This window comes from Streptomyces sp. NPDC102279, assembly GCF_044766365.1.
Taxonomy (GTDB): Bacteria; Actinomycetota; Actinomycetes; order Streptomycetales; family Streptomycetaceae; genus Streptomyces.
This window is the reverse complement of record NZ_JBIWLU010000013.1, coordinates 1-17,884: the sequence shown is the minus strand read 5'-3', so window position 1 is coordinate 17,884 and position 17,884 is coordinate 1. Positions and strand designations below refer to the sequence as shown.

Below are 17,884 nucleotides of genomic sequence, written 5' to 3'. Positions count from 1 at the left end.
GGGCGCGGACGTCGGGGGCCCGGAGGGCGCGGACGCCGGAGGTCCGGAGGGCGCGGACGCCGGAGGTCCGGATCTTTCCGCTGCGGCCAAAACTCGGTGGGCACTGTCAGTGCCACTCCGTAGGCTCGCCGGTGATGGGAACCACAGATGCAGTCACCACGGACCTGCCCGACCGATCGACCGTTCGCAGCCTGCTGCGCCTGTGGCCGTATGTGCGGCCGGTGCGGACGCGGCTGTTCGTCGCGGCGTTCGTCGCGGTGGTGGCGTCCTGTCTCGCGCTGCTGTTCCCGCTCGTCCTGAAGTGGATGGTGGACGGGCCGATCTCGGGCCACGACCCGGCGGGCGTCTGGCTCGGAGCGTTGTGGCTGCTGCTCCTCGGCATCGCCGAGGCGATCCTCTTCGGGCTGCGCCGATGGCTGGTTGCCCGGCCGCTGGCGGGCGTCGAGGCGTCGATGCGGGCCGATCTCTTCCGGCATCTGCAGCGGCTTCCGGTCGCCTTCCACGACCGCTGGGCGTCGGGCCAGCTGCTGTCCCGGGGGACCACCGACCTGATGCTGGTGCGCATGTTCCTGGCGTTCCCGCTGACGTTCCTGCTGGTGAACTCGGTGACGATCCTCGCGGGCGTCGCGATCATGCTGGTCCAGCAATGGACCCTGGGACTCGTGCTGCTGGCCCCCGCGATCCCGGTGATGATCGTCTGCTGGCTCTTCGAGCGGCGCTACTCGGAGGTGGCACGGCAGGCGCAGGACCAGGTCGGCGACCTCACGACGGTGGTCGAGGAGAGTGTGCTCGGCATCCGGATCATCAAGGGGTTCGGGCGGCACCGGAGCCAGGCCCGCGCGTTCCGCGAGCTCTCCGGGACGCTGCGGGGTACGGAACTGGCCAAGGCGCGGCTGCTCGCGTCGATCTGGGCCGTGATCGTCACCCTGCCGGAACTGGCCATCGGCGCCGCCCTGGTGCTCGGCACCGTCCAGGTCGCCGACGGCGACCTGTCCGCCGGAACGCTGGTCGCCTTCCTGTCCACCGCGCTCGCTCTGCGCTGGCCCGTCGACTCCATCGGCTTCCTCCTCGCGATGAGCCAGGAGGCGGCGACGGCCACGGAGCGGTACTTCGAGGTGATGGACGCGGAACCGGAGTCGTCGCTCGCGCCCACGCCGGGCGCGACGACAGCCGTCACGGAACGGGCAGGACCCCCCTCGGCCTCCGCAGAACCGGAACTGGAACCGGAATCGGAACCCGGCGTTCCCGGACCGGCGCACGCGCCGGTCACCACGTCGGGGCCGGAACGGGGTTCGGCGGGCGAGCGGGGTTCCGGGGCCTCGCGCCGGGAGGGCGGCCTACGGTTCCACGGGGTCCGGTTCCGGTACCCGGACGCCGCCGCCGACGCCCCGCCGGTCCTCGCCGGGGTCGACCTGCACATCAGACCCGGCGAGAGCATGGCTCTGGTCGGAGCGACCGGGACCGGTAAGACCACGCTCACCGCGCTCGTCCCCCGGCTGCACGAGATCACCTCGGGACGGATCACCCTGGACGGCCGGGACATCACCGCCATGCCCCGCGAGGAGCTGCGCGAACTCGTCGCCGTCGCCTTCGAGGAGCCCACCCTCTTCTCGGCCACCGTCGGCGAGAACGTGCTCATGGGCGCCGCGGACACCGCCGGCCGGGACGAGCTGGACCGCGCCCTGGCCGTCGCGCAGGCCGACTTCGCGCACACGCTGCCCCAGGGCACCGCGACGCAGGTCGGCGAGCAGGGCCTCAGCCTCTCCGGCGGCCAGCGCCAGCGCCTCGCACTGGCGCGGGCGGTGGTCGGACAGCCTCGCTTCCTGGTCCTCGACGACCCGCTGTCGGCCCTGGACGTGCACACGGAGGCGGCCGTCGAGGCCGCCCTGCGCCGGGTGCTGGCGGAGACGACCGCGCTGATCGTGGCGCACCGCCCGTCCACGGTCCTGCTGGCCGACCGCGTCGCCCTGCTCTCCGGCGGCCGGATCACCGCGGTCGGCACCCATCACGAACTGCTGCGCACGAACGCCGAGTACGCCCACCTGATGTCGGGCGCAGAGGAGGACGACCGATGACCGCGGCGCCCACGACCACCGCTCCGGACCGGGAACCGGACGGAGCGCCGGGCGAGGACCCGGCCGAAGGACGGCTCGCGGTCCGCGCGGACCGGCGGACCGAACCGCACCAGGACCCGTTCGACCGCGACACCCTGCCCACTCCCCCGGGTGCGACGGCGGCCCTGCTGCGGTCACTGCTCGTGCCGCTGCGGGCCCGGGTGGTGGTGACGACCGTTCTGCTGCTGCTCCAGCAGGCGGCGGTGCAGGCCGGGCCCCTGCTCGTCGCGTACGCGATCGACCGTGTCGTCCCGGCGCTGCGGCACGACGACCACGGGCCGCTGATCGTCGTCGGCGCCGCCTACCTGCTGTGTTCGGCGCTCTCCGGCGGACTGCAGTGGGCCTTCATCATCGCCTCGGCCCGGGTCAACCAGGACGTGCTGCTCGATCTGCGCGGCCGGATCTTCCGGCACGCCCAGGCCCTCAGCGTCGACTTCCACGAGCGCTACACGTCGGGCCGGCTGATCTCGCGCTCCACCACCGACGTCGAGTCGCTGCGCGAACTGCTCAGCGAGGGGCTCCAGGAACTCGTCACGGTCATCCTGTCGTTCGTCTACATCTCGGCGATGCTGCTCTGGCTGGACGCGGGCCTCGGCGCGGTCGCGGTGGGCTCGTTCGTCCCTCTGTACCTGCTCATCCGCCGCTACCGCCGTCGGGCGGGCAGGATCTTCGCCATCCGGTCGACGACGATCGCGTCGGTGATCGTGAAGTTCGCGGAGACGATGAACGGCATCCGGCCGGTCCGCGCGTTCCGCCGCGAGGAGGCCAACGACGACGCCTTCCGGGTGCTCAACCAACGGCACGAGAAGACGAACGGCGACGCCCTGCTGGAGATGGCGCGCTATGTCGTCGGCTCCCGTCTCGTCGCCAACACGGCGGTCGCGGGCATCGTGCTGTGGGGCGCGTACCGGGTGGCGTCGGGTTCGCTGGCCCTCGGCGTGCTCGCCGCGGCGGTCCTCTATCTGCGCCGGCTGTACGACCCCATCGACCGCCTGGGCATGTTCCTGAACTCCTACCAGTCGGCCGCCGCCTCGATGGAGAAGATCGCCGGTATGCTGGCCCAGACGCCGTCGGTCCCGGAGCCGTCCGCCCCGCGCCCGCTGCCCGCGCTCGCCTCCGAACACCCGGGCCGCGAGGTCGTCTTCGACGAGGTCCGCTTCGCGTACCGCACCGGCGGGGAGGTCCTGCCCACGTTCTCGCTGGCACTGCCCGCGGGACAGACCGTGGCCGTGGTCGGCTCGACCGGCGCGGGCAAGTCGACGCTGGCGAAGCTGCTGGCCCGGTTCTACGACCCGTCCGAGGGGCGGGTCCTGCTCGACGGCGTCGACCTGCGCGAGCTGTCGATGCCCGAGCTGCGGCGCGGGGTGGTGATGGTGACCCAGGAGGCCTTCCTCTTCTCGGGCACGGTCGCCGAGAACATCGCGATCGGGCGCCCCGAGGCGTCCCGCGAGGAGATCGAGCAGGCCGCGAAGGCCATCGGGGCGCACGAGTTCATCAGCGAGCTGCCCGACGGATACGACACGGACGTCCGCAAGCGCGGTGGCCGGATCTCCGCCGGCCAACGCCAACTGGTGGCTTTCGCGCGGGCGTTGCTCGCCGACCCGGCGGTCCTGATTCTCGACGAGGCGACCAGTTCGCTGGACGTGCCGGGTGAACGGGCGGTGCAGCGCGCCATGTCGACGGTGCTGCGGGGCCGTACGGCCGTGGTCGTCGCGCACCGGCTGTCGACGGTGGAGATCGCCGACCGGGTGCTGGTGATGGAGCACGGGCGGATCGTCGAGGACGGATCACCCGCCGAACTCGTCGCGGGCACCGGCCGGTTCGCCGACCTGCACCGCGCGTGGCGCGACAGCCTCGTATGACGGCGGACCGGCGTGGCGGAGGGGGACGGATGATCGACGCGTACGCGGATCCGGGAACGCCGGACCGGCGGGGCGGCTGGCGCTACCTGTGGTGGCTGGTCGGCCGGCAGGCGGGCCGCTCGGCCACCGGCGCGGTGGTCGCCACCGTGTGGATGGGGCTCCTGGCCCTCACTCCGTATCTGCTGTCCCGGGCGATCGACGACGGTCTGGAGCCGGGTGACGGGACGGCGCTGGCCGGCTGGACGGCGGCCGTGCTGGGCGCCGGGGTGTTCAACGCGTGGCTGGGTGTCCTACGGCACCGCACGATGACCAAGCTCCGGATGGACGGCAACTTCCGCACGGTCAAGGTGGTCGTGGAGCACGCGGTCCGGCTGGGGGCGGCACTGCCGCGGCAGGTCGGGGCCGGTGAGGTGGTGACGATCGGTGTGGGTGACGTACAGACGATCAGCATGTCGCTGACCGTCGTCGGGCCCGGTGTCGCCTCGGTCGTGACCTACGGGGTGGTGGCCGCGCTGCTGTTGTCGGTGTCGGTGGCGCTGTCGGTGGCGATCCTGCTGGGGGTGCCGCTGATCGCGCTGCTCGTCGGGCCGCTGATGGGCCGGCTCCAGGGGACCGAGACGGACTACCGGGAGCGGCAGGCCGTGCTGACGGCGCGGATCGCCGATCTGGCGGGCGGCCTGCGCGTCCTCAACGGGCTGGGCGGGAAGGGGCTGTTCGCGGACGCGTTCCGGCGCGAATCCCGGCACCTGCGCGACCAGGGCTACCGCGTCGGCGCGGTGACGAGCTGGATCCAGGCACTGGGTCTCGGGCTGCCGTCCCTCTTCCTGGCCGTGGTGACCTGGCTCGCGGCCCGGCTCGCCGCGCAGGGCGCCATCAGCATCGGCGAGCTGGTGTCCGTGTACGGCTATGTCGCGGTGCTGGTCCTGCCGGTGTACTTCTTCATCGAGGCCGGCTACCAGCTCTCCCGGGGCGTGGTCGCCGCGCGGCGCGTCGTACGGTTCCTGTCGCTGGAGCCCGACCGCGCTCCCGCGGACGCGCTGGACGCCCCGGTGTCCCCGGCCGTGCTGCACGATCCCGCGTCCGGGGTCCGGATCGTGCCGGGGCGGCTGACGGTGCTGGTCGGGGCGCGGCCCGCGGAGTCGGAGGCCGTGATGGACCGGCTCGGCCGGTACGCGCCGTCGGACGTGACCTGGGGCGGCGTCCGGCTGGACGAGGTCGCTCTGGAACAGGTGCGGGAGCGGATCCTGGTCGCGGACAACGAGGCGGACCTGTTCGCGGGCACCCTGCGCGAACTGGTCGGCGGGCGGCGGGACCACGCCGAGGACGTGATCGCGCGGGCGGTGCGCGCGGCCGCCGCCGACGACATCGTCCTCGGACTGGCGGACGGTCTCGGCTCGTCCGTCGACGCGGGGGGCAGCAGCCTGTCCGGCGGCCAGCGGCAGCGGGTCCGGCTGGTGCGGGCCCTGCTCGCCGACCCGGAGGTGCTGCTCGCGGTGGAACCGACCTCGGCGCTCGACGCGCACACCGAGGCGGCCGTCGCGCATCGGCTGCGGGCCGGGCGCTCCGACCGTACGACGGTCGTCACCAGTACCTCACCGCTCGTGCTGGACCGCGCGGACACCGTCTGTTTCCTGGTCGACGGCAAGGTCGCGGCCACCGGGTCCCATCGCGAACTCCTCGGCACGGAGCCGGGATACCGGGCGTTGGTGGCCCGCGACCTGGCGGCGGACGAGGCCGGGGAGGCCGTTCGATGAGCACCCACCTGCCCGTCGCGGGACAGGCCGACGTGCGGCGGGCCACGGTCCGGCTGATCCGCGCGGAGGGCCGGGTCTTCGCGGCCGTGATCGCACTGAACGCGCTGGCCGCCGCGGCCGGTCTGGTCGGGCCCTGGCTGCTCGGCCGGATCATCGACGACGTGCGGCGCGGTGGCGGGGTGGAGGTGGTGGACGGCCCGGCGCTCGTCATCCTCGTGGCGTCGCTCGCCCAACTGATGCTGGCGCGCTGGGCCCGCCTCGCGGGATACCGGTTCGGGGAGCGGACCCTCGCGCGGGTGCGGGAGGAGTTCGTGGAGCGGACGCTGACCCTGCCCGCCTCGGTCGTGGAGCGGGCGGGCACCGGCGATCTGACGGCGCGCGGCACCGCCGACGTGACCCTGGTGGGCAACACACTGCGCGACGCGATCCCCCAGCTGCTGATCTCCGGCGCGCAGGCGCTGTTCATCCTGGCCGCCGTGTTCGCCATCGACCCGCTGCTCGGCGGCTGCGCGGCGCTGGGTCTCGCCGGCATCTGGGCCGCGCTGCGCTGGTATCTGCGCCGGGCGCGCACCGCCTACCTCGCCGAGGGCGCGGCCACCTCGCAGGTCGCGGAGATCCTCGCGGCCACCGCGTCAGGGGCCCGCACGGTGGAGGCGTTCGGGCTCGGTGAGCGCCGGATCCGGGCGGGCCGGGACGCGCTGGAGGAGTCGCGCCGCAGCCGGATGCGGACACTGTTCCTGCGCAGCGTGTTCTTCCCGGCGGTGGAGATCTCGTACGTCCTGCCGGTGGTCGCCGTGCTGCTGGTGGGCGGCGCGCTGCATGCCCAGGGTGTCCTGAGCCTCGGGACGGTGGTCGCCGCGACGTTGTATCTGCGCCAACTCGTCGAGCCGCTCGACACGATGCTCAACCAGGTCGAACAACTGCAGAGCAGCAGCGCCTCGTTCGCCCGGGTGGAGGGGCTCGCGGGTGCTCCGCGGGCGGTGCGGGCGGGGTCGCCGGTTCCCGCGGACGACCGGATCGACGTCGCCGGTGTGCGGTACGCGTACGACCGCGGGGGCGAGGTGCTGCGCGGGGTCGACCTGACGGTGCGGCCCGGGGAGCGGCTGGCCGTGGTGGGCCCCTCGGGTGCGGGGAAGTCCACGCTGAGCCGGCTGCTGGCGGGCGTGGACGCGCCGGGCAGCGGGTCGGTGACGGTCGGCGGGGTGCCGGTCGTCGCCCTCGGCCCCGAGCAGTTGCGCCGGCAGGTCGTCCTCGTCACCCAGGAGCACCACGTGTTCCTGGGCACGGTCCGGGACAACCTACTGATCGCGGAACCGGGCGCCGGGGACGCCGAGTTGTGGGCGGCGCTCGCGGCGGTCGGCGCCGACGACTGGGCCGGAGAGCTGCCGGAGGGACTGGACACGGAGCTGGGGCCCGAGGCGGTCCCGGTGGATGGTTCGCGCGCGCAGCAGCTGGCGCTGGCCCGCGTGGTCCTCGCCGATCCGCACACCCTGATCCTCGACGAGGCCACGGCGCTGCTCGACCCGGCGACCGCGCGGCACACGGAGCGGGCGCTGGCCGCCGTGCTGGAGGGCAGGACCGTGATCGCCATCGCGCACCGGCTGCACACCGCGCACGACGCCGACCGGGTGGCGGTGATGGAGGACGGTCGCCTGACCGAACTGGGCACGCACGACGAACTGGTGGCGGCCGAGGGGGCGTACGCGGCGCTGTGGCACTCGTGGCACGGGGACGGACAGCCCGCCGCCGGTCACTGACCGGGGGCGCGTGCGGCGTACGGGCGCGTGAACTCCTCGTCACACGGGGCGGAAGACTGTCGCACGCCCGTCGGACAGTCCGTATACCGAACATGACGAACCGGACAACGAACCGTTTCCGGCCAAAGTGCTGACGCGGTCCTGACAGAAAGCGTCATCTCCTGCCACTCTTCCCACGGCTGCTTCACAGCAACCCCACAGCTCCATCAGCTGTGACGCACCCGCACGACCCCATTGCACCTGGTTCCGCGTAAAGCCCAGTTCTGCCCGGACGGGTCTTCCTTCGTCCGGTCTCCCCTGGCCGCGCGACCCGCGGCCACGCAGAAGGAGTCAGTGTTGAGTAGCAGCTCCTCCCACAGACGCACCTCCCACACCACCAAGCGCCGCGTCGCCGGTGTCGCCCTCGTCGGCGTCACCGCCCTGCTGGCCGCGGCCGTCCAGTCGGGCGCCGCGAACGCCGCCCCCGAGCAGGCACCGAGGGCCGGCAGGATCAACCCCGGTGCCGTCGCCATGAAGCTCACCGCCTCGCAGCGGGCCGAGCTGATACGCGACGCCAACACGGCCAAGGCGGCCACCGCCAAGGACCTGGGCCTCGGCGCCGACGAGAGCCTCGTCGCCCGCGACGTCATCAAGGACCACGACGGCACCGTCCACACCCGTTACGAGCGGACGTACGAGGGGCTGCCGGTCCTCGGCGGCGACCTGGTCGTCGACACGGCGAAGTCCGGGAAGACCGGGCACGTCTACAAGGCGACGAAGGCCTCCCTCAAGGTCGCCACGCTCAAGCCCGCCATCGCCGCCGCGACGGCGGAGAAGCAGGCGCTGTCCGTCGCCAGGGCCGCCGGCTCGAAGAGCACGGACGCCGACCGCGCGCCCCGCAAGGTGATCTGGGCCGCCACCGGCAAGCCGACCCTCGCCTACGAGACCGTCGTCGGCGGCCTCCAGGACGACGGCACCCCGAACGAGCTGCACGTCATCACCGACGCCGCCACCGGCAAGAAGCTCTACGAGTGGCAGGGCATCAAGACCGGCATCGGCAACACCCAGTACAGCGGCCAGGTGTCCCTGACCACCACGCAGTCGGGCTCCAACTACACGCTGACCGACGGCGCGCGCGGCGGCCACAAGACGTACAACCTGAACCACGGGACGTCGGGCACCGGCACGCTGTTCTCGCAGACGAGCGACACCTGGGGCAACGGCACCACGTCGAACGCCGCGACGGCCGGCGCCGACGCGCACTACGGCGCCGCCGAGACGTGGGACTTCTACAAGAACACGTTCGGCCGCAGCGGCATCAAGAACAACGGCGTGGGCGCCTACTCCCGCGCGCACTACGGCAACTCGTACGTGAACGCGTTCTGGGACGACAGCTGCTTCTGCATGACCTACGGCGACGGCTCCGGGAACGCCGACCCGCTGACCGCGCTGGACGTCGCGGGCCACGAGATGAGCCACGGTGTCACCTCCAACACCGCGGGTCTCAACTACTCGGGCGAGTCCGGCGGCCTGAACGAGGCCACCTCCGACATCTTCGGAACCGGCGTCGAGTTCTACGCGGCCAACTCGACCGACGTGGGCGACTACCTCATCGGCGAGAAGATCGACATCAACGGTGACGGCACGCCGCTGCGCTACATGGACAAGCCGAGCAAGGACGGCGGCTCCAAGGACTCCTGGTACTCGGGTGTCGGCAACCTCGACGTGCACTACTCGTCGGGCATCGCCAACCACTTCTTCTACCTGCTGAGCGAGGGCAGCGGCGCCAAGGTCATCAACGGCGTCAGCTACAACTCGCCCACGTCCGACGGGCTTCCGGTCACCGGCATCGGCCGCGACAAGGCGCTGCAGATCTGGTACCGCGCCCTCACCACCAAGTTCACCTCGACCACCAACTACGCGGCGGCCCGTACCGGCACGCTCGCGGCGGCGGGTGAGCTGTACGGCACGACCAGCGCCGAGTACACGGCCGTGGCGAACGCCTGGGCGGCCGTGGCCGTCGGCTCGCGTCCCGGCGGGGGCGGCGGTGGCGGCACGTCGTTCGAGAACACGGCCGACGTATCGATTCCGGACAACGGCGCGGCGGTCACGTCGTCGATCACGGTCAGCGGCCGGACCGGCAACGCCCCGTCGAACCTCGCGGTCGCCGTGGACATCGTGCACACCTGGCGCGGTGACCTGGTGATCGATCTGGTCGCCCCGGACGGATCCACGTACCGCCTGAAGAGCTTCAGCTCGTCCGACTCGGCGGACAACGTGAACGCGACCTACACCGTCAACGCGTCCTCCGAAGTCGCCAACGGGACCTGGAAGTTGAAGGTCCAGGACCAGGCGGCCCAGGACACCGGCTACATCAACAGCTGGAAGGTCACCTTCCCGTAGACCGACCCTGAGGTCCGCGCCTGGGCGCGCGGAACCCCACGAGACAGGACGCCGTCCCGGAGGTTCGACTCCCCGGGGCGGCGCCCTCTTTTACCCGTGCGGGAGTTTGCTTTGACCGCCCCTTGGGGGGAGTTGAGGTGGGCCGGTACCCCCTCACTGTTCACCTGATCGACGATTTTCGGCCAAGGTCTTTAGGCCCTCCTGACATGTACGCGCCCCGAGTGGCACGCTTCCACCGCACGGCTCACCCGCACCGCAACTTCACAATCGCCCGTCCGGCATCCCCAAGCCGTTCGGACGCCCCCACGAGAAGGAGCTTGCGTGACCCCCCTCTACGCGCGTCACAAGCGCACCACTCTGGCCATCGCCACCGCTGTCGCCGCCGGAGCCCTGCTCGCCACCGGTATGACCACCGGTGCCGCCGCCCAGACCGCGGCGCTTCCCACCGGCAAGACCACCCCCCTCGCCGGCTCGCCCGTCCAGCTCTCCTCCTCCGCACGCACCGCGCTCATCCAGAAGGCCGACGCCGCCACGGCGGAGACGGCCCAGGAGATAGGTCTCGGCGCCAAGGAGAAGCTGGTCGTCAGAGACGTCGTCAAGGACACCGACGGCACGGTCCACACGCGGTACGAACGCACGTACAACGGACTTCCGGTCCTCGGCGGCGACCTCGTCGTGCACGAGACCAAGGCGGGGAAGACCGAAGGCGTCTCCAAGGCGACGAAGGCGACCATCAAGGTCTCCTCGCTCAAGGCGGCGGTCACCACCGCAAAGGCCGAGAAGCAGGCGCTCACCGCCGCCAAGGACGCGGGCTCGGCCAAGACCTCGGCCGACCAGGCGCCCCGCAAGGTGATCTGGGCCGCCACCGGCAAGCCGACCCTCGCCTACGAGACCGTCGTCGGCGGCCTCCAGGACGACGGCACCCCGAACGAACTGCACGTCATCACCGACGCCGCCACCGGCAAGAAGCTCTACGAGTACCAGGGCATCGAGACCGGTACCGGCAAGAGCCTCTACTCGGGCACGGTCACGCTCAGCACCACCCTGTCGGGTTCGACGTACAGCCTGACGGACGGCACGCGCGGCGGTCACAAGACCTACAACCTCAAGCACGGCACGTCGGGCACCGGCACGCTGTTCACCGACGCCGACGACGTGTGGGGCACCGGCGCCGCGTCCAGCTCCACCACGGACCAGACCGCCGCCGCGGACGCCGCCTACGGCGCCCAGGAGACGTGGGACTTCTACAAGAACACGTTCGGCCGCAGCGGCATCAAGAACAACGGTGTCGGCGCCTACTCCCGCGTGCACTACGGCAGTTCGTACGTGAACGCGTTCTGGGACGACAGCTGCTTCTGCATGACCTACGGCGACGGCTCGGGCAACACGCACCCGCTCACCTCGCTGGACGTCGCGGGCCACGAGATGAGCCACGGTGTCACCTCCAACACCGCGGGCCTGAACTACTCGGGCGAGTCCGGCGGCCTGAACGAGGCCACCTCCGACATCTTCGGAACCGGCGTCGAGTTCTACGCGGCCAACTCGACCGACGTGGGCGACTACCTCATCGGCGAGAAGATCAACATCAACGGTGACGGCACGCCGCTGCGCTACATGGACAAGCCGAGCAAGGACGGCGGCTCGAAGGACTCCTGGTCCTCCACCGTCGGCAACCTCGACGTGCACTACTCGTCGGGTGTCGCGAACCACTTCTTCTACCTCCTCTCGGAGGGCAGCGGCGCCAAGACGATCAACGGGGTCAGCTACAACTCCCCGACGTCCAACGGCTCCACGATCACCGGCATCGGCCGGGCCAAGGCGCTGCAGATCTGGTACAAGGCGCTGACGACGTACATGACGTCGACGACCAAGTACGCGGGCGCCCGCACGGCCACGCTCTCCGCGGCGTCGGCCCTGTACGGCTCCACCAGCACCGAGTACAAGACGGTCGCGGCCGCCTGGTCCGCCGTGAACGTCAGCTAGCGGACCGGCAGATCGAACGAGGCGGCACCCGGGGCGAGGACTCCCCCGGGTGCCGCCCTACTCTTGCCCCCATGCCCTACACGTACGAGGACGTGGGCGCGACCCGCGAGGACCGCTGCCCTCCGGGCTTCCACCGACTGCACGTCCGCTCCCGGATCGGCGAGGGCGAGGCCGTCTTCCGACGCGCCTCCGATGCCCTGATGACCTGGGAGATGCACCGCGCCATGGGTTTCGGCATGGTCTCCGAGGCCGACAAGGCGGCGCCGGGTGTGGACGTCACGGTCGGCATCGGCCCGATCAAGGCCCCCTGCCGCGTGGTCTGGACGGCCGAGGAACCCCGGCGCACCGCCTGGGCCTACGGCACGCTCACCGGCCATCCCGAATGCGGGGAGGAGGCCTTCGTGGTCTCCCGCACCGGCGACGGCACCGTGTGGCTGACGGTCACGGCGTTCAGCCGCGCGGTCAAGTGGTACGCCCGAGCGGGCGGAGCCGCGACCCGGGGCCTGCAGCACGCCTACGCGCAGCGCTGCGGAGCGGTGCTGCGCCGCCTGTGCGCGGGGCTCGACAGCTGAACCCGGCCCCCGCCCCCCGACCGGACGCGGTCCGCCGGGGCCGGACCGCGGTGTGCGGTCCGGCCCCGGCGGCCGTGATCCGGAGGGTTACGTGATCTCTTCGGGTCAGCGCATCAGCAGCCCCGCACCCTCGCCCGGCTCCTCCGACGGCACCGCCACCAGGCCCAGTTCCGCACCGGAGGCCAGCAGTCGGTGGGCCGGCAGGATGCGAACCGTGTAGCCGAACGGGCCGGTGCGGTCGAGGGACAGCGGGCCCTCGTACACCCAGCGCCCCTCCAGGTCGGAGCCGCCGGCCGGCTTCAGCGGGACGCACACCGCGTCCGCGATCCGGTCGTCCGTACCGACGCGGCCCGCGACGGCCTGGACCTCCACGTCGTCCGGGGCGAGATCGCCGAGACCGACGCGGACGCGCAGCGACAGGGTGGCGCCCAGTTCCGCGGTCGTGGTGGCCGAGGTCGCCTCCAGGTGGTCGACCGTCACCTGCGGCCAGGCGGCGCGGACCCGGGCCTTCCAGCCGGCGAGCTCGCGTGCGGTGTCGGCGGTGAGCGAGCGGTGGGCGTGCGCCGCGGGGGCGTACAGGCGCTCCACGTACTCGCGGACCATCCGGCCGGCCAGCACCTTCGGGCCGAGGTGGGTCAGCGTCTGGCGGACCATCTCGATCCACCGGCCGGGCAGGCCGTGCTGACCGCGGTCGTAGAACCGTGGGGCGACCCGCTGTTCGAGCAGGTCGTACAGCGCCCCGGCCTCCAGCTCGTCCCGGCGGTCGTCGTCGGTCGCGGTGCCGTCCGCGGTGGGGATCGCCCAGCCGAAGTCGGGCCGGAACCACTCGTCCCACCAGCCGTCCAGGACGGAGAGGTTGAGACAGCCGTTGAGCGCCGCCTTCATCCCGCTCGTGCCGCACGCCTCCAGCGGGCGCAGCGGGTTGTTGAGCCAGATGTCGCAGCCCGGGTACAGCTTCTGCGCCATCGCCATGCCGTAGTCGGGCAGGAACACGATCCGGTGGCGCACCCGGGGGTCGTCGGCGAACCGGACCAGCTCCTGGATCAGCCGCTTCCCTCCGTCGTCGGCGGGGTGCGCCTTGCCCGCGACGACGATCTGGACGGGCCGCTCGGGGTGCAGCAGCAGGTTCATGAGCCGGTCCCGGTCGCGCAGCATGAGCGTCAGACGTTTGTACGAGGGGACGCGGCGCGCGAAGCCGATGGTGAGGACGTCGGGGTCCAGCACCCCGTCGATCCAGCCCAGTTCCGCGGTACCGGCGCCGCGCTGACGCCAGGACGCCTGGAGCCGCTCGCGCACCTCCAGCACCAGTTGTTCCCGCAGCACCCGGCGCAGGTCCCAGATCTCCTGGTCGGCGATCTCGGCGACCGCGTCCCACCGGTCCGAGCCGCCGACGGTCAGCGCGTCCTCGGTGCGCAGCGCGCCGATCTGCCGGGCGCCGAGCCGGAAGACCTCGGGGGCCACCCAGGTCGGCGCGTGCACGCCGTTGGTGACGGAGGTGATCGGCACCTCCTCGGGGTCGAAGCCGGGCCAGAGCCCGGAGAACATCTCCCGGCTGACCTGGCCGTGCAGCAGGGAGACCCCGTTGGCGCGCTGGCCGAGGCGCAGGCCCATCACGGCCATGTTGAACAAGTTCGGCTCACCGCCGGGGTAGGTCTCCATGCCGAGGGCGAGGATCCGCTCCACGTCGATGCGCGGGAGTTCCGCGTCGGCGCCGAAGTGGCGGGCGACCAGTTCGCGGTCGAAGCGGTCGATGCCCGCGGGGACCGGGGTGTGGGTGGTGAAGACGGTGCCGGCCCGGACCGCCTCCAGGGCGGAGGCGAAGTCCAGCCCGGCGTCGCCGAGTTCGGCGATCCGTTCCAGACCGAGGAAACCCGCGTGGCCCTCGTTCGTGTGGAACACCTCGGGTGGCGCGTGCCCGGTCAGCCGGCAGTACGTCCGGACCGCACGCACCCCTCCTATACCGAGGAGCATCTCCTGGAGGAGCCGGTGCTCGCTGCCGCCGCCGTACAGCCGGTCGGTGACGCCGCGTTCGCCGAGGTCGTTCTCCTCGACGTCGGAGTCGAGCATGAGCAGCGGGACGCGCCCGACCTGGGCGAGCCAGATCCTGGCGTGCAGCGCGCGGCCGCCGGGCAGGGCGAGGGAGACCTGGGCGGCGGTGCCGTCCTCCTCACGCAGGGGGACGACGGGCAGTTCGTTGGGGTCCAGGACCGGATACTGCTCCTGCTGCCAGCCCTCGCGGGACAGGGACTGGCGGAAGTAGCCGTGCCGGTAGAGCAGGCCCACTCCGATGAGCGGGACGCCCAGGTCGCTGGCCGCCTTGAGATGGTCGCCCGCGAGGATGCCGAGGCCGCCCGAGTACTGCGGGAGCGCTGCGGTGATGCCGAACTCGGGCGAGAAGTAGCCGACGGCGGCGGGCAGGTCGGAGGTCTGCGTCTGGTACCAGCGGTCGCCGGTCATGTAGTCCCGCAGGTCGTCGGAGACCTCGGCGAGGCGGCGCAGGAAGCGACTGTCCTCGGTGAGCTCCGTGAGCCGGGCGGCCGACACGCTGCCCAGCAGTCGTACGGGGTCGCCGTCGGAGGCGGCCCAACGCTCCGGGTCGACGGACTGGAAGAGGTCACGGGTCTCGGCATGCCAGGACCAGCGGAGGTTGCGTGCCAGGTCACTGAGGGGGTGAAGGGCTTCGGGGAGTACTGGTCGGACGGTGAATCTGCGGATCGCCTTCACGGATTCCACCTTCACGGAGGACGTACGCGGCAGAGGACCGCACGGCGTTGTGCGGCCTTCGTCACCCACGACGGTAGCGGCGGGGGTGCCTTCGCGACACGGCGCATCGCGGCACACCCCCGGATCCGTCCGACCGTGTGACACCGGCGGAAACTCGCCGCGACCTTCACGGGGCCGCCACGTTCGGTATGGCCGATTCCGCCCTGCTGGGCGGCCTTGTGGTGCTTCGCCCCGTCGGGAGAGGCTCGCCAGGTGACGTACGGCCGGGTCCCGTCCGCGAGGACGGTCCCGGGCCGCGTACGTCGACGTGAGGAGGGGAACAGCAGTCATGGCACGGACGAGGAAGTGGCGTCGGCGCTGGGGGGCGGGTCTCGCCGCGGTCACGACGACCGCGGTGCTTTCGGCCATCGCCCCACCGGCTCAGGCGTCCGCCGAGGGGCGGATCCTCGGAGCGGGGGATCCCGGCTCCGTCAGCGGGAGCTACATCGTCACGCTCAAGGGGAGTACACGCGCTCCGTCGGCGGCCGGCACGGACGTCGCCGAGACGTACGGGGCGAGAATCAGCCACACCTACGTCACGGCTCTCAACGGCTTCGCCGTACGCGTCGACGAGAGACGGGCCCGGCGGCTCGCCGCCGATCCCCGGGTGGCCTCGGTCGTCCAGGACACCCGGGTGGCCCTCGAAGGCGCCCGGAAGGACCCGCTCCCGTGGGGCCTGGACCGGATCGACCAGCGGAACCGGGCGCTCGACGGGCGGTACACGGTCCCCGGACCGGCGGGCGCGGGCGTGACGGCGTACATCATCGACACCGGCATCCGGGTCACCCACCAGGACTTCGGCGGCCGGGCGAGCTACGGGTGGGACTTCGTGGACAACGACCGGACGGCCCGCGACGGAAACGGCCACGGCACCCATGTGGCCGCGACCGTCGTCGGCAGCCGGAACGGCGTCGCCAGGAAGGCGAAGGTCGTCGCCGTCCGCGTCCTGGACGACCGGGGGGCCGGTACCACCGCTCAGGTCATCGCCGGGATCGACTGGGTCACCCTGCACGCCAGGAAGCCGGCCGTGGCCAACCTCAGCCTGGGCGGGTACGGCAACGCCCAGCTGGACGCGGCCGTCCGCAACTCCATCGCGTCCGGCGTGACGTACACGGTCGCGGCGGGCAACGACGGCCGGCCGGCCGCGCGCTACTCCCCCGCCCGGGTCGCCCAGGCCCTCACGGTCGGCGCGAGCGACCGGTCCGACGCGCGGGCGAGGTTCTCCAACACCGGCCCCGCGGTCGACCTGTTCGCGCCCGGGGTGGCAATCACGTCAGCTTCGTACACGAGCGACACGGGGAAAGTGGCCTATTCCGGCACCTCGATGGCGAGCCCGCATGTCGCGGGCGCTGCCGCCCTGTATCTGTCCCGCCATCCGCGGGCCGCTCCGGCACAGGTCGCGAAGGCACTGGTGAAACAGGCCGTTCCGGGGAAGTTGTCAGGTGTCGGCCCCGGTTCACCGAACAAACTGCTGAACGTCGGGTGACGGCGGCGGGATGCTGGTACAACCAGGGTGATTCGGCCACACCGCACCGGCCTCGCCTGCCCGGGACGAGGCCGGTCTTGTGTGTAGACATACGCGTGAGTAGTTAACAAAGTGCCGGAATGCTCACCCGCATAGGGTGGGAAGACTCCTCCGGTACACCTCGCAGGTCCACCTCCCCACACCCCCATCCGCCCACCCACGTTGACGCGGACAGGAGCGGTCATGCCCGCCACGCACCACACGTCGCCACCCCCGACGACCACTTCCGAGAAGCCCCGAAAGCGCAAGACCGACCCCCGTCCCCGCACTCCGGAGAAACCGGCCGCCGCCTCCGAGGGCAGTGGTCCCGCCGACGCCGCGGCCACACCCGCCGTCCAGGACACCGCCGACGCCGTGCCCGCGGCGCCCGCCCCGCGGACCACCGCCCCCCGCAAGGCCGCCCCGCGCAAGGCGGCCGCCTCCGCGTCGGGCGCACCGGCCCGCAGGAAGGGCAGGTCCGCCGTCCCGGCCACCCGTGCCGCCGACTCGCCCGTGACCGCCGCCGTCGCTCCGGTGACGGCCGTCGGGCGCATTCCCGTCCTCGACGTCCACCCGGTGGTGCTGGGCGGACGCCGGCCCGCGAAGGCCGTGACCGGCGAGGAGTTCGAGGTCTCGGCCACGGTGTTCCGCGAGGGCCACGACGCGGTCGCCGCGAACGTCGTCCTGTACGACCCGCAGGGCCGCCCGGGGCCCTGGTCGCCGATGCGCGAGCTGGCTCCCGGCACTGACCGCTGGGGCGCCCGCGTGAGCGCCGACCGGGAGGGCCGCTGGACGTACACGGTGGAGGCGTGGGGCGACCCCGTCACCACCTGGCGGCACCACGCGGGGATCAAGATCCCGGCCGGTCAGGACACGGAACTGGTGCTGGAGGAGGGCGCACGGCTGTACGAGCGGGCCGCCGCCGGTATCCCGAAGGGACCCACGGGCAAGCGTCACCGGGACACGGTCCTCGCCGCCGTCGACGCGCTGCGCGATCCCGACCGTCCCGTCGCCACCCGGCTCGCCGCCGCCCTCACCCCGGAGGTGGACGAGGTACTGGCCCGTCACCCGCTGCGCGACCTGCTGACGTCGTCCGAGCCGTTGCCGTTGCTGGTGGAGCGGGAGCGGGCGTTGTACGGCTCCTGGTACGAGTTCTTCCCGCGCTCGGAGAGCGGGCAGCTCGACCCGCCGGC

At 72.1% G+C, this 17,884-nt stretch carries 10 protein-coding genes; 9 read left to right on the top strand and 1 reads right to left on the bottom strand.

The window, feature by feature from the left end; genetic code table 11:
- Window positions 1-134: 134 nt before the first annotated feature.
- The 7 genes from ACIRQH_RS30590 to ACIRQH_RS30560 all read left to right on the top strand — a co-directional run bounded on the left by ACIRQH_RS30590 (window position 135) and on the right by ACIRQH_RS30560 (window position 12,424).
- Window positions 135-2,075, top strand: coding sequence for an ABC transporter ATP-binding protein (locus ACIRQH_RS30590; protein WP_388870044.1), 1,941 nt, complete (start codon window positions 135-137; stop codon window positions 2,073-2,075).
- Window positions 2,072-3,976, top strand: coding sequence for an ABC transporter ATP-binding protein (locus tag ACIRQH_RS30585; RefSeq protein WP_404227930.1), 1,905 nt, complete (start codon window positions 2,072-2,074; stop codon window positions 3,974-3,976). Before ACIRQH_RS30590 ends, ACIRQH_RS30585 begins: the two co-directional genes overlap by 4 nt.
- Before the next feature lie 29 nt (window positions 3,977-4,005).
- A complete protein-coding gene (locus ACIRQH_RS30580) occupies window positions 4,006-5,730 on the top strand; it encodes an ABC transporter transmembrane domain-containing protein (protein ID WP_404227928.1) in 1,725 nt (574 codons plus the stop codon).
- Complete coding sequence (locus ACIRQH_RS30575) at window positions 5,727-7,487, top strand: ABC transporter ATP-binding protein (protein WP_404227925.1); 1,761 nt, start codon at window positions 5,727-5,729, stop codon at window positions 7,485-7,487. The genes ACIRQH_RS30580 and ACIRQH_RS30575 overlap by 4 nt, the downstream gene beginning before the upstream one ends.
- Window positions 7,488-7,823: 336 nt before the next feature.
- The gene (locus ACIRQH_RS30570) at window positions 7,824-9,869 is read left to right on the top strand and encodes a M4 family metallopeptidase (protein WP_388870056.1); all 2,046 of its coding nucleotides are present in this window, start codon (window positions 7,824-7,826) and stop codon (window positions 9,867-9,869) included.
- A 321-nt stretch (window positions 9,870-10,190) separates the two neighbouring features.
- A complete protein-coding gene (locus tag ACIRQH_RS30565) occupies window positions 10,191-11,852 on the top strand; it encodes a M4 family metallopeptidase (RefSeq protein WP_404227922.1) in 1,662 nt (553 codons plus the stop codon).
- A 71-nt stretch (window positions 11,853-11,923) separates the two neighbouring features.
- A complete protein-coding gene (locus ACIRQH_RS30560; protein ID WP_388870061.1) occupies window positions 11,924-12,424 on the top strand; it encodes a DUF1990 family protein in 501 nt (166 codons plus the stop codon).
- A 105-nt stretch (window positions 12,425-12,529) separates the two neighbouring features.
- Here the strand turns inward: ACIRQH_RS30560 and ACIRQH_RS30555 are convergent, their stop codons facing one another.
- Window positions 12,530-15,148, bottom strand: coding sequence for a glycosyltransferase family 1 protein (locus ACIRQH_RS30555; RefSeq protein WP_388870064.1), 2,619 nt, complete (start codon window positions 15,146-15,148; stop codon window positions 12,530-12,532).
- A 328-nt stretch (window positions 15,149-15,476) separates the two neighbouring features.
- Here ACIRQH_RS30555 and ACIRQH_RS30550 point away from each other — a divergent pair, with 328 nt between their 5' ends.
- Together ACIRQH_RS30550 and ACIRQH_RS30545 are read left to right on the top strand one after the other, a co-directional pair.
- Window positions 15,477-16,673, top strand: coding sequence for a S8 family peptidase (locus ACIRQH_RS30550; protein WP_404227918.1), 1,197 nt, complete (start codon window positions 15,477-15,479; stop codon window positions 16,671-16,673).
- A gap of 222 nt (window positions 16,674-16,895) precedes the next feature.
- Window positions 16,896-17,884, top strand: a 989-nt coding sequence (locus ACIRQH_RS30545; protein WP_404227916.1) for a maltotransferase domain-containing protein, incomplete at its 3' end; no start/stop codon positions are given.